General features: G+C 75.1%; 10 protein-coding genes and 1 pseudogene. 7 read left to right on the top strand and 4 right to left on the bottom strand.

Annotation, left to right across the window (positions count from 1 at the left end; translation table 11 throughout):
- Nucleotides 1-3 precede the first annotated feature (3 nt).
- Complete coding sequence (locus ACLJTM_RS11820) at nucleotides 4-213, top strand: MbtH family protein (protein ID WP_411103459.1); 210 nt, start codon at nucleotides 4-6, stop codon at nucleotides 211-213.
- Nucleotides 214-414: 201 nt separating this feature from the next.
- Here the strand turns inward: ACLJTM_RS11820 and ACLJTM_RS11815 are convergent, their stop codons facing one another.
- Nucleotides 415-2,205, bottom strand: coding sequence for an ABC transporter ATP-binding protein (locus ACLJTM_RS11815; RefSeq protein ID WP_411103787.1), 1,791 nt, complete (start codon nucleotides 2,203-2,205; stop codon nucleotides 415-417).
- A gap of 101 nt (nucleotides 2,206-2,306) precedes the next feature.
- The gene (locus ACLJTM_RS11810) at nucleotides 2,307-4,004 is read right to left on the bottom strand and encodes an ABC transporter ATP-binding protein (protein ID WP_411103458.1); all 1,698 of its coding nucleotides are present in this window, start codon (nucleotides 4,002-4,004) and stop codon (nucleotides 2,307-2,309) included.
- Between the two features lie 267 nt (nucleotides 4,005-4,271).
- On the opposite strand from ACLJTM_RS11810, the gene ACLJTM_RS11805 reads away from it, so the two are divergent.
- The 6 genes from ACLJTM_RS11805 (at nucleotide 4,272) to ACLJTM_RS11780 (ending at nucleotide 9,889) form a co-directional block, all read left to right on the top strand.
- A complete protein-coding gene (locus ACLJTM_RS11805) occupies nucleotides 4,272-5,348 on the top strand; it encodes a FecCD family ABC transporter permease (RefSeq protein WP_411103457.1) in 1,077 nt (358 codons plus the stop codon).
- A complete protein-coding gene (locus ACLJTM_RS11800; protein WP_411103456.1) occupies nucleotides 5,345-6,454 on the top strand; it encodes a FecCD family ABC transporter permease in 1,110 nt (369 codons plus the stop codon). Before ACLJTM_RS11805 ends, ACLJTM_RS11800 begins: the two co-directional genes overlap by 4 nt.
- Nucleotides 6,451-7,317, top strand: a complete 867-nt coding sequence (locus ACLJTM_RS11795; protein WP_411103455.1) for an ABC transporter ATP-binding protein — start codon at nucleotides 6,451-6,453, stop codon at nucleotides 7,315-7,317. Before ACLJTM_RS11800 ends, ACLJTM_RS11795 begins: the two co-directional genes overlap by 4 nt.
- Before the next feature lie 32 nt (nucleotides 7,318-7,349).
- Nucleotides 7,350-8,927 carry an amidohydrolase gene (locus ACLJTM_RS11790; protein ID WP_411103454.1) on the top strand — a complete coding sequence of 526 codons (1,578 nt, stop codon included), beginning with the start codon at nucleotides 7,350-7,352 and terminating at the stop codon, nucleotides 8,925-8,927.
- Nucleotides 8,924-9,196: a hypothetical protein gene (locus tag ACLJTM_RS11785; RefSeq protein ID WP_411103453.1), complete on the top strand. Its 273-nt coding sequence runs from the start codon at nucleotides 8,924-8,926 to the stop codon at nucleotides 9,194-9,196. Before ACLJTM_RS11790 ends, ACLJTM_RS11785 begins: the two co-directional genes overlap by 4 nt.
- 258 nt (nucleotides 9,197-9,454) lie before the next feature.
- A complete protein-coding gene (locus tag ACLJTM_RS11780; RefSeq protein ID WP_411103452.1) occupies nucleotides 9,455-9,889 on the top strand; it encodes a GNAT family N-acetyltransferase in 435 nt (144 codons plus the stop codon).
- Between the two features lie 80 nt (nucleotides 9,890-9,969).
- Here ACLJTM_RS11780 and ACLJTM_RS11775 read toward each other — a convergent pair whose 3' ends face one another.
- Both ACLJTM_RS11775 and argB read right to left on the bottom strand, forming a co-directional pair.
- A complete protein-coding gene (locus tag ACLJTM_RS11775; protein ID WP_411103786.1) occupies nucleotides 9,970-11,100 on the bottom strand; it encodes an acetylornithine transaminase in 1,131 nt (376 codons plus the stop codon).
- A 243-nt stretch (nucleotides 11,101-11,343) separates the two neighbouring features.
- A pseudogene (gene argB, locus ACLJTM_RS11770) lies at nucleotides 11,344-12,165 on the bottom strand (acetylglutamate kinase); the annotation flags it as partial.

Here is a 12,165-nt window from a genome sequence, read left to right as displayed (position 1 = left end):
CGTATGACCACCAACCCGTTCGAGGACCCGCAGGGCCGCTTCCTTGTCCTGGTCAACGACGAGATGCAGCACTCGCTGTGGCCGTCCTTCGCCGAGGTCCCCGCCGGCTGGCGGACCGCCTTCGGCGAGGACACGCGTGAGGCGTGCCTGACGTACGTCGAGCAGAACTGGACGGACCTGCGTCCGGCGAGCCTGGCCGCCCGGCAGGGCTGACCGGCAGCAGGTACGGCGCGCGCCGCCGTCCGTGGAGCACGCTCCACGGACGGCGGCGTCCGCACGTCCGGACCGGGGCGCGGCGGGGCGGGGCTCGGCTGCGCCGGACCCCCGCACCGGGTACGGCAGAAGGCTCCCACCCGGAGTACCGGGGCGGGAGCCTTCCGAGAGCCTTCCGTGCGGGAGAAGGGGACGTGCGGGTCAGGCCTTGACGGCCGGTTCGCGGCGGCTGTCGGACCACGCCGACCACAGCTCGGCGTAGCGGCCGCCCGCGGCGACGAGTTCCGCGTGGGTGCCCGTCTCGACGACCCGCCCCCGGTCCAGGACGACGACGCGGTCCGCGGTCGCCGCCTGCGGGAGCCGGTGGGCGACCATCAGGCCGGTGCGGCCTTCGAGGGCGCGCAGTGCGGCGCTCTCCAGTACCCGGGCGCCCGCGCTGCCGGCGTCGGCCGTGGCCTCGTCCAGGATCGCGATGGGCGGGTCCGTGAGGACGAGGCGGGCGAGCGCGAGGTGCTGGGCCTGGGTCACGGTGAGCCGGTGGCCGCCCTCGCCGACGACCGTGGCCGGCCCGTCGGGCAGTGCGTCCACCCACTCCAGGGCGTCGACGCGGGCCAGTGCGGCGCGCAGTTCCTCGTCCGTCGCCCCGGGGCGGGCCAGCCGCAGGTCCTCGGAGAGCGGGCCCGCGAAGACGTGGACCTCCTGGCTGATCAGGGTGACCGCCTGCCGGATTCCGGCGGGGCCCAGCTCTCGGGAGTCCACGCCGCCGAGGCAGACCGCCCCGGCCGCCGGGTCGTGGACGCCCGCGATCAGCTTCGCGAGGGTGGTCTTCCCGGCGCCGCTGGCGCCCACCAGGGCGACCCGCTCGCCGTCGCGGACCTCCAGGTCGACCCCGCCGAGCACCGGGTGGCCGTCCACGTAGGCGTGGCCGAGGCCGGACACCGTGACGGAGCCGTCGGCCGGTGCGGCGGCCCGGACGTCGGGCTCCCGTTCGGCGGGCAGGCTGGAGACGCCGACGAGGCGGGCCAGGCTCGCCCCGGCGGACTGGGCGTCGTCGATGAGGAACAGGGCGGCGTTGATCGGGTTGAACAGGCCGTGGAAGTAGAGCGCGGCCGCGGTGGCCGTGCCGATGCTCGCCGTGCCGTTGTCGACCAGGAAGAAGCCGGTGACGAGGATCGCCGTCATCCCGATGAACTCGGCGATGTTCAGCCGGGAGAAGAAGCCCGAGACCAGCCGCATGCCGCGCGCGGCGAGGTCGACGGCGGACTGCGAGCGCTGCGCCACCAGCTCCTCGTGGCGGCCGCCGAGGCGGAAGGCCCGCACGGTGCGTACCCCGCCGACGCTGTCGAGCAGCTGGTGCTGGAGGGCCCCGGTCGCCACCCGGTGGTCGGCGTAGATGCTGGCGGCGCGCGGGATGTACCAGCGCACCGTGAGGACGTGCACCGGGACGGCCAGCAGGACGGCGGCCAGGAAGCGCCAGTCGAGGACGGCCAGCCCCGCCATCGTCAGCACGATGGTGAGGAAGGCGCCGGCGAACTCGGGCAGGGCCTGGCGCACCGCGCGGGCGATCAGGGTGACGTCGCCCGTCACGCGGGAGGTCAGGTCGCCCGAGCCGGCCTTCTCGACCCGTTCGAGCGGCAGCCGCAGCGCCCGGGCGATGAAGCGTTCCCGCAGGTCGGCGAGGATCGTCTCGCCGAGCCTGGCCACCAGTGCCTTGCCGATGGCCGTGGCGACGCCGCGGGCGACGGCGACGACCAGGAGGAGGACCATCGGCACGGTCAGCGCCGACTCGCCCCGCCGTTCCACCACCAGGTCCACGATCCGGCCGAGCAGCGGAGCGGTCAGCAGCCCGATGCCCGTGCCGAGGACCAGGACGCCGAGCGCCGCGCAGGCCAGCAGCCGGTGCCGGCGCAGCAGTTCGCGGACGACGGCGAAGGTCCGGGCGCCGGAGGCGGTGGGCAGCAGCTCGCGTTCGGGTGTGCCGGGTCCGCTCATCGTCGGTCCTTCGTCCTTCGCGTCTCGGTCCAGGGGCGGGGGGTCGGCCGGTCGGGTGGCCGGCGGCTGCGGGGCCGGGGCGTCCCGGTCCGGGGCGGCGGTCATGCCAGCACCGTCGCGCGGTACGCCGCGTGGGCGGCGACGAGCTCCGGGTGGCTGCCCTCGGCGGCCACCCGGCCGTCGTCGAGCATGACCACGACGTCGGTTCCGGCGAGCAGGGCGGGGCTGGTGGTGACGAGCACCGTGGTGCGGCCCCGGCGAAGGTCCCGCAGCCGGGCGGCGATCCGGGCCTCGGTGACCGTGTCGACGGCGGTGGTCGGGTCGTGGACGACGAGCACCGCCGGGTCCGCGGCCAGGGCGCGGGCGAGCGCGACGCGCTGGCGCTGACCGCCGGACAGCGACCGGCCGCGCTCGGTGAGGAGGGTGTCGACGCCCTCGGGCAGCGCCTGGGCGACGTCGTCCGCCGTCGCGGCGGCCAGCGCCGGGGCCACGTCCGCCGGTCCGGCGGGCACGGCGGCGCGCACGTTGGCGAGCAGGCTGTCCTCGAAGAGGTCCGCGTCGTGGTGGGCGACCAGGATCGCCCGGCGGGTGTCGTCGGGGTCGAGTGCGGTCAGCGGTACGCCGTCGAGTTCGACGGTGCCCCCGGCCGGGTCGAGTTCGCGGCCCAGGCAGAGCAGCAGGTCGTTCGCGGCGGCCGCGTCGCGGGCGACGATGCCGACGAGGCTGCCGGGCGCGATGTCCAGGTCGACGCCGCGCAGCACGCCCTGGGTGAGGCCGCGCAGCCGCAGCCCCCCGGCGACCGGGTCGGGCAGCGGGGCGGTGCCCGCCGCGACGGCGGGCGGCGACCCGAGGACCTCGGCGATCCGGTCGGCCGACGCCCGGCCCTGGGCGAACTCGCCGTTGACGTAGGTGAGGAGCTGGAAGGGGCCGAGGAGGTATTGGGCGAGGCCGACGGCCGCCACCAGCTCGCCCACGGTAATGTCGCCGCGCATCGCCAGGTGGGCGCCGACGAGCCCGATGGCCGCGATGAAGATGCCGGTCAGGGCGAGGATCGCACCGTCGTGCCAGGCCCGGCTGGTGGCCGCCCGCAGGGCGGAGGCCAGCGAGCTGCGGCTGGTCTCGCGGTAGCGGGAGACCGCCGCGGCCTCGGCGCCGATGCCCTTGAGCACGCGCAGGCCGGCGACCAGGTCGGCGGCCACGCCCGATGCGTGGGCGGCGTGCTCCTGCTCGGCCTCGCTGCGCCGCTCCAGCGGGCGGCTGATGACGTGGCCGAGCCACAGCATCGGCGGTACGCCGAGGAGGACGAGCAGGCCCAGCGGTACGGAGATCCGCAGCAGGGCGACGGCGCTGATGGCCAGACCGGCTACGGCGGACAGGGTGTAGGGCAGCGCGGAGGCGACCGAGCCGACGCGCCGGGCGTCCCCGGTGGCAACGGCCGTCAGGGCGCCGGGCAGCCGGCCGCTGTCGGCGCCGCCGCGCGGGTCGAGGACCCGGGCGGCGAGGTCCTGCCGGATCCGGTGCGCGGCGCTCTCGCCCGCACCCTCCGCGAGCCGGGCGGAGTTGCGGTAGCAGGTGGACAGGATGAGGAAGAGGGCGGCGAGCACCAGCAGCCAGCGCAGCAGGGCGCCGGAGGAACCGGTCGCCACCGCCTCGTCGATGACCAGGCCGATGACGACCGGGACGAGTGCTTCGCAGGCTTGGTGCGCCATGCCGAGGAGCGAGGCCCCGGTGACACGGCGGCGCTGGTCGGACAGCGCCCTCCGGAGGACGTGGCCTCCCGTTGGTTCTCCAGCGGGCATGCGACGCCTCCACAAGAACAGGGCTGGATAGTTAGGTTAGGCTACCTTAAATAAAGCGGCTGCCAAGGGTGCTCGTGGGGCCCCGCGGACCCCCGCGACCGGGGCGTCGGGCGGGGTCGGGCCGCCGCGTTGACCCCGTGGCGGATGTGCGGTTAGGCTCACCTAAGTTCCATGATTGCATGTCATGTCGCCTGCGGCATAGCCATGTTCTCGCCCACGCTTCGCGCGGCTCGCGGGGCACCGAAACCGCCGCCAGGGGAGTGGTCGTTGTCCGTCGAAGCCCAGACGGCGTCCGCAAGCAGGACCGGTGACCCCGTCGAGCCCCTCGTCCCCACGACCCGTCCGGCGACCGCGGCACTGCGCGGCCTCGGCCTCCTCGTGACGCTCGGCGTCCTCGTCCTCGTCTCGCTCGTCAGCGTCTGGGTCGGCTCCCGCGGGATCCCCTTCGCCTCGACCTGGGACCTGCTGTGGAACCCCGACGGCTCGCAGGCCTCCGTCATCGTCCACGAGTACCGGATACCCCGCACCCTGCTCGGCGTCCTCGTCGGGGTGGCCCTCGGCCTGTCCGGCGCCCTGATGCAGGCCCTGACGCGCAATCCGCTCGCCGACCCCGGACTCCTCGGGGTCAACCTGGGCGCCTCCTCGGGCGTCGTCGTCGCCATCGCCTTCATGGGCGTGGGCACGCCGCTGGGCTACGTGTGGTTCGCCCTCGCCGGAGCCGCCCTCGCCTCGGTCGGCGTCTACCTCCTCGGCTCCTCCGGGCGCAAGCTGGCCACCCCCGACCGGCTCGTGGTCGCCGGAGCGGCGGTCACCGCCGTGCTGTACGCCTTCAACTGGGGTGTGCTGCTCTTCGACCCGGAGGCCTTCGACCAGTTCCGGTTCTGGACGGTGGGCTCCCTCGCGGGCCGGTACTACGACATCGTCCTGCTCGTGCTGCCGTTCACCCTCGTCGGCCTGCTCGTCGCCTTCCTCCTCGCGCCCTCCCTCAACGCCCTCGCCATGGGCGACCAGATGGGGCGCTCCCTCGGCGTGAACGTCGGCCGCACCCGCCTGCTGGCGGCCGTCGCCGTGATGCTGCTGTGCGGCGCCGCGACCGCGGCCGTCGGGCCGGTCAGCTTCGTGGGCCTGGCCGTCCCGCACGTCGCCCGGTTCCTCGTCGGCGCCGACCAGCGCTGGGTGTTCGCGTACTCGATGCTGCTGGCCCCCGTGCTGCTCGTCGGCTCGGACGTCCTCGGCCGGGTGCTCGGCTCCCCGGGCGAGGTGCAGGTCGGCATCGTCACCGCCCTCATCGGCGCGCCCCTGTTCATCGCGCTGTGCCGCCGTCGAAAGCTGGTCATGCTGTGAGCGCCGCACCGGAGGCGAAGGCCTCCGCCCCCGCCTCCTCCGCCCCCACCGCCCCCGCCGCCGCCCGGCGCGTCGTCAGCGGCCGGATCGTACGGGTGGGCGGCGTCTCGGTGCGGCTGCAGGGCCGCACCACCGCCGTGACCGCCCTCCTGCTCGCCGCCCTGGTCGTGCTCATCGGCATCACCCTGACCACGGGCGACTTCAAGCTCTCCGTCGGCGAGGTCTTCCAGGCGCTGACCGGCAACGGCTCCGGCGCCGCGGACTTCGTCGTCAACACCCTGCGCATGCCGCGCATCCTGACCGCGGTGTTCGTCGGCGCGGCCCTCGCGGTCAGCGGGGCGATCCTGCAGAGCCTGACCCGCAACTCCCTGGGCAGCCCCGACATCATCGGCTTCACCAACGGCTCCGCCGCCGGCGCGCTCGTCGTGATCATCGTGATGCACGGCAGCATGACCCAGACCGCGCTGGGCGCCCTGGCCGGCGGCCTCGCCACGGCCCTCGCCGTCCACCTCCTCATGATCGGCCGCGGGATCCAGGGCTTCCGGCTGGTCGTCATCGGCATCGGCGTCAGCGCGCTGCTGCTCGCCGTCAACTCCTACCTGATCACCCGGGCGACCTTCCAGGAAGCGCTGGAAGCGCAGGCCTGGCTGATCGGCAGCCTGGGCAACCGGCAGTGGACGCACGCCAATGCCATCGGCCTCGCCCTCGCCGTCCTGCTGCCGCCGGCCTTCCTGCTCTCCCGCCGCCTCGCCGTGGTCGAGATGGGCGACACCGCCGCCGGGGCGCTCGGCGTCGACGTCGCGCGCACCCGTACGGTCCTCCTCGTCATCAGCGTCGCCCTCGCCGCCTTCGCCACCGCCGTCACCGGCCCCATCTGGTTCATCGCCCTCGCCGCGCCCCAGGTGGTCCGCAGGCTCACCCGGTCCTGCGGCCCCGTCCTGCTGCCGTCCGCCCTCATGGGCGCCTTCCTCCTGCTCCTGAGCGACCTCGTCGTCCAGCGGGCCTTCGCGCCCGCGCTGCTCCCGGTCGGCACGGCGACCGGCGCCATCGGCGGGCTGTACCTCATCTGGCTGCTGATCACCGAATCGCGAAAGAGCCGCGCATGACTGGAACCCACTCGCCGCAGCCCCGGCTGCGCGCCGAGGACCTCACGCTGTCCTACGACCAGCGGACGGTGGCCGCGTCACTGAGCGTCGACATCCCCGACCGGTCCTTCACGGTGATCATCGGCCCGAACGCCTGCGGCAAGTCGACGCTGCTCACGGCCCTGGCGCGGATGCTGAAGCCGAAGGCGGGCCAGGTCTACCTGGACGGGGCCGCCATCGCCTCGTACCGCTCCCGCGAGGTGGCCCGCCGCCTCGGACTGCTCCCGCAGTCCTCGAACGCCCCCGGCGGCATCACCGTGGGCGACCTGGTGGCGCGCGGCCGCTACCCGCACCAGCGGCTGCTCAAGCAGTGGTCCGTCGAGGACGAGGAGGCCGTCACCGAGTCGATGCGCCAGACCGGCGTGCTCGAACTCGCCGACCGGCCCGTGGACGACCTCTCCGGCGGCCAGCGCCAGCGCGTCTGGCTGTCGATGGTCCTCGCCCAGCAGACGTCCATCCTGCTGCTGGACGAGCCCACCACCTTCCTCGACATCGCCCACCAGGTCGAGGTGCTGGACCTGTGCGCCGAACTGCACGCCCGCAAGGGGCACACGGTCGTCGCGGTCCTGCACGACCTCAACCAGGCCTGCCGCTACGCCACCCACCTCATCGTGATGCGGCCCGGCGGCGCCATCGCCGCCGAGGGGGACCCGGCGAGCATCATGACCGCCGAGCTGGTGGAGGACGTGTTCGGGCTGCCCTGCCGGATCATCGAGGACCCGGAGACCGGTACCCCGCTGATGGTCCCCGCCGCCCCGAAGCGGTTCGCGCCCGAGCCCTCCCGGGCCGTCCCCCACGACGCCGTCCTCGCCGAACGCGCCTGACCGGCCGGACCCCTCCTGACGACGGACTCCCCATGCTGTGCACAAGGCTGACGAACGCCCGGATCCTGACCATGGACCCGGACCACCCGGTCGCCCGCGACCTGGGCATCTGGCGGGGCCGGATCGTGGGCCTGGACGAGGCCGTGACCGCCCTGCCGGCCCGCGAGGTCATCGACCTGCAGGGCGCCACCGTGCTGCCGGGCTTCATCGACAGCCACGTCCACCTCACCTGGACCGGGCTCAAGGCCGCCAGTGCGGACGTCGCGCCCTGCCTGCGGGCCGCCGAGGTGCTGGCGGTCGTCGAAGCCGCCGCCCTCGCCCGGCCCGCCGGCTCCTGGGTGGACGTCATGGGCTACGACCAGCGGGCGCTGGGCCGCCACCTGACCGCCGCCGAACTCGATCGCGTCAGCCACGGCCGCAAGGTCTTCCTGATGCACGACTCGGGGCACGGCGCCGTCGTGGGCAGCGCCGTACTGGACCTGCTGCCCGCCGAAGTCCCGCACGAGGACGGGTTCCTGGTCGAGGGAGCCATGGCCGCCGCGCGCCGGCTGCGCCTGCCGTACTCCCAGGCGGAGATCGCCGACGCCGTCGAGCACACGGCGCGCGTCTGCCTGTCCGAGGGCGTGACCGCGGTCGCCGAGGCGGGCATCGGCGGAGGCCTGCTGGGCAACAGCCCGGTGGAGCTGGGCGCCTACCAACTGCTGCGCGACCAGGGGCGGCTGCCCCTGCGGGTCCAGCTGATGGCGGCCGGGGACACGCTGCGCCCGCTCGCCGGGCACGCGGACGACGGCATCCCGCGAGCCCTGGACCTGGGCCTGCGCACCGGGTTCGGCGACGACTGGCTGTCCCTGGGCGCCCTGAAGATCTACACCGACGGCGGCATGATGGCCCGTACCGCCGCGCTCACCGAGCCGTACGCGGGCACGGACGGGACCGGCCGGCTCCAGGACGACCCCGAGCAGCTGGCCGCACTGATCGTCGACGGCCATCTCGCAGGCTGGCAGCTCGCGGTGCACGCCATCGGGGACCGCGCCGCCGACCTGGCGCTCGACGCACTGGAGCGGGCCCAGGCGCTGCGGCCCCGCCCGGACGCCCGGCACCGCATCGAGCACGCGGGCCTCATCCGCCCCGACCAGCTGCCGCGCTTCGCACGGCTGGGGGTCGGCGCCGTGGTCCAGCCGACGTTCCTCTACTCCTTCGGCGACGACTACGCGCGGGTGATGGGCCCGGAGCGGGCGCCCTGGATGTACCGGGGCCGGGGCTTCCTGGACCACGGGGTCACCCTCGTCGGCAGTTCGGACCGGCCCGTCACGGACGGGGCGCCGCTGCGCGCCGTCCAGTTCATGGTGGAGCGGGCCTCCTCCAGCGGCACCCCGATCGGGCCGGACGAGGCCGTCACCGTGAAGGAGGCGCTGCACGCCTACACGGTCGCCGGTGCGTACGCCTGCCGGTGGGACGACAGCGCAGGCAGCCTCACCCCGGGCAAACGCGCCGACTTCGTCGTGCTGGGGGACGATCCGTGCGGCGTGGACCCGTCCCGGATCGGCGGCATCGAGGTCGTGGCGACCTATGTGGACGGTCGCCCTGCAACGGAAGGCGGCACGCTGTGAGCACCTCCCTGAGGGACCCGTTGAAGGACCCGTTGAAGGACCCCCTGGAGGACCCCCTGGAGCGGCTGCTTCCGCTGTGGCAGGAGCCCGAACTGCCGCCCCGATGGGTCATCTGGCGGGCGGGCGAGGACGAGGTCATGGTCTTCGACCGCGCGTACAACATCCCCGTGGACGTCGACGGCGCGGCCCTGGAGGAGGTCCTGCGCCGGATGCGCGAGGCCGGCGCCCCGGAGAGCGCCGACTACCCGGGCCGGGCGTGCGGGGGCTGACGGGCGGCCGAACCCGGTGACAAAAGCGCCGACTTGGTCGAGTTAGGGTACCCTTACTTCGACTGTTCTCCCGGGTGCGCGGCGATCCAGCCGTTCTGCCCGCCCGGCGGAACCCGAGGAAGGAACGCCTTGATCACGGCCATGCCGCGCCCTGCCGCGCTCGCCACGCCGGCGCCCCGCACACCCCGACCGCCGGCTGGCCGACCGCCGGCTGGCCGGTCTCCCGCTGTCCGACCGCCCGCGGTCCCCGCCTTCTCCGTGCGCCCCGCCCGCCCCGAGGACGGCGCCGCGCTCGCCGCGCTCTCCCGGCCGTTCGTCCTGGCGGGGGCGCTCCGCGAGCGCCCGCTGTCCCTCTACCTCGCCCAGGCCGCCGACTTCCTCGTCGCGCAGGCCCCTGACGGCACCCTGGAAGCCTGCCTCGGCATCCGCGTGCACCCCGCCGCCGGAGTCCTCTACAACTTCTGCGTGGCCCGGCACCGCCAGGGCTCGGGCATGGGCGCCCGGCTGCTCCAGGCGGCCCTCTGCACTGCCCGCAGCCGCTCCCTGACCACGCTGTTCACCGCGACCACCGGCAGCGGCCGGCTGTTCCTGAGCCACGGGTTCCGCCCGGCCTCCCCGAGCCTGGCTCCGGCCGCCTGGGCGGACTCGCTGGATCCCCGCCGCGGCGCACGGGTGCTGTCCCGCACCGTGTAGGCCCGCTCGGGACCGGCCCGTCCGCACGGCGAGAAGGGCGGACCCCGTACGGGATCCGCCCCTCTCCGGGCTCCGGCCGTTCAGGCGTCGAGGATCGCGGGCAGGGCCGCCACCAGTGCGTCGGCCTGCCGGCCGGCCAGCGTCAGCGAGGGCGCCAGCCGGACGACGGCCGGGCCCGCCGCGTTGACGAGGAACCCGGCGTCCTGCGCGGCGCGTTGCACCCGCGCCGCCACCGGCTCGGCGAGGACCAGCCCCCACAGCAGCCCCGCCCCCCGCACCTCACGGACCAGGGGGTGCCGCAGGCCCTCTATGCCGCGCCGCAGCCGCTCGCCCACCCGTACGACGTGTGCGAGCAGCCCCTCGGCCCTGATGGTCTCCAGTACGGCGAGTCCGGCCGCGCAGGCGATCGGGTTGCCGCCGAAGGTGGTGCCGTGCTGCCCGGGCGTCAGCAGATCGGCGGCGGGGCCGAAGGCCACCGTGGCGCCGATGGGCAGTCCGCCGCCCAGCCCCTTGGCGAGCGTCACCACGTCGGGGTCGATCCCCGGCTCCGCCTGGTGCGCGAACCAGCGGCCGGTGCGGCCGATCCCGGTCTGCACCTCGTCCAGCACCAGCAGGGTGCCCGTGGCCCGGGTCAGCTCCCGCGCGGCCCGCAGGTAGCCCGCCGGCGCCGGGACCACCCCGGCCTCCCCCTGGACCGGCTCCAGGAAGACCGCCGCGGTCCGCTCGGTGACGGCCGCGCGCAGCGCCTCCACGTCCCCGAAGGGCACATGCGTCACCTCGGGCGGCAGCGGCAGGAACGGGTCGCGTTTCGCCGGCTGGCCGGTGAGCGCCAGCGCGCCCAGGGTGCGCCCGTGGAACCCGCCCTCGGCGGCGACCAGATGGGTCCGGCCGGTCCGTCTGGTGATCTTGAAGGCCGCCTCGACGGCCTCCGCGCCCGAGTTGGAGAAGAACACCCGCCCCGGCCGTCCCAGCAGTCCCAGCAGGCGTTCGGCCAGGACGACGGGCGGCTCGGAGACGAACAGGTTCGACACATGGCCGAGCGTGGCGGTCTGTGCCCGGACGGCCGCGGCGAACGCCGGGTGCGCGTGGCCCAGGGTGTTCACCGCGATCCCGCCGGTGAAGTCCGTGTAGGCCCGCCCGGACTCGTCCCACACCGTGCAGCCCTCACCCCTGACCAGGGCCAGCGGGGGAGTGCCGTAGGTGTCCATCATCACCGCCTGCCAGCGGTCCGCGAGCCGTGCGGCGGTCCGCGCCGGCCGCTGTGCCCGGCGGCCGTGCCGCTGCTCCGGCCGGGGCTCCGGCTGCTCGTGCGCATGCTCGGAAGCCGGCGGGGCGCCGTGCCCGGCCGGGTCCGCGGCGGTGTGCTCCCCGTCCGGGACCACCGTGGTCCCCGGGCCGTCCTCGGCGAGGACCGCGCTCAGCAGGGCGTGCGGGACCCGGCCGTCGATGACCCGGGCCCGGCCCACGCCCGCCCGGACGGCCCGCAGGCAGCCCTCCATCTTGGGGAGCATGCCGCTGGCCAGGTCCGGCAGCAGGCCGTCCAGTTCTCCTGCCGTCAGGCGCCCGATCACCTCGGTGCTGCGCGGCCAGTCCGCGTACAGCCCCTCCACGTCGGTCAGCACCACCAGCCGCTCCGCGCCCAGGGCCACGGCCAGCGCCGAGGCCGCGAGGTCCGCGTTGACGTTGTAGACCTCACCGTCCGCGCCCCGGGCGATCGGCGAGACGACCGGGATGCGGCCCTGCTCCAGCAGGGCGCGGACCGTGCCGGGGTCCACGTCCACGACCTCCCCGACGAGGCCGATGTCCACCGGCCGGCCGTCCACCCACGCGGGGCGCCGTACGGCGGTCATGGTGTGCGCGTCCTCGCCCGACAGGCCGACCGCGAAGGGGCCGTGCGCGTTGAGCGCGCCCACCAGCTCCCGCTGCACCTGTCCGGTGAGCACCATCCGGACCACGTCCATGGTCTCCGGGGTGGTCACCCGCAGGCCCGCCTCGAAGCGCACCTCCAGGTCGAGCCGGTCGAGCATGGCGCTGATCTGCGGGCCGCCGCCGTGCACCACGACGGGCCGCAGGCCCGCCTGCCACAGCTCCACGACGTCCTGGGCGAAGGTCCGGTGCAGGGCCGGGTCCACCATGGCGTTGCCGCCGAACTTGACGACGACGGTCCGCCCCTGGAGCTCCTCCCGCCAGGGCAGGTCCGCCGCGGCGGGCCCGGCCGCCGCCGCGGCAGCAGCGGCGCCGGCCGCCGGCTCCCCGGCGGTGCCGCGCGGTCCCAC

Source organism: Streptomyces sp. cmx-4-9 (genome assembly GCF_046548835.1).
Classification (GTDB): Bacteria; Actinomycetota; Actinomycetes; order Streptomycetales; family Streptomycetaceae; genus Streptomyces.
The sequence above is the reverse complement of the archived record's forward strand: the minus strand, read 5'-3'. Positions and strand labels throughout refer to the sequence as shown.

What these genes read in the sequence shown, in the direction of transcription:
- ACLJTM_RS11815 (WP_411103787.1), bottom strand. Translation starts at nt 2,205, where the DNA reads ATGAGCGGACCCGGCACACCCGAACGCGAGCTGCTGCCCACCGCCTCC.
- ACLJTM_RS11795 (WP_411103455.1), top strand. Translation starts at nt 6,451, where the DNA reads ATGACTGGAACCCACTCGCCGCAGCCCCGGCTGCGCGCCGAGGACCTC.
- ACLJTM_RS11820 (WP_411103459.1), top strand. Translation starts at nt 4, where the DNA reads ATGACCACCAACCCGTTCGAGGACCCGCAGGGCCGCTTCCTTGTCCTG.
- ACLJTM_RS11790 (WP_411103454.1), top strand. Translation starts at nt 7,350, where the DNA reads ATGCTGTGCACAAGGCTGACGAACGCCCGGATCCTGACCATGGACCCG.
- ACLJTM_RS11775 (WP_411103786.1), bottom strand. Translation starts at nt 11,100, where the DNA reads ATGATGGACACCTACGGCACTCCCCCGCTGGCCCTGGTCAGGGGTGAG.
- ACLJTM_RS11810 (WP_411103458.1), bottom strand. Translation starts at nt 4,004, where the DNA reads ATGCCCGCTGGAGAACCAACGGGAGGCCACGTCCTCCGGAGGGCGCTG.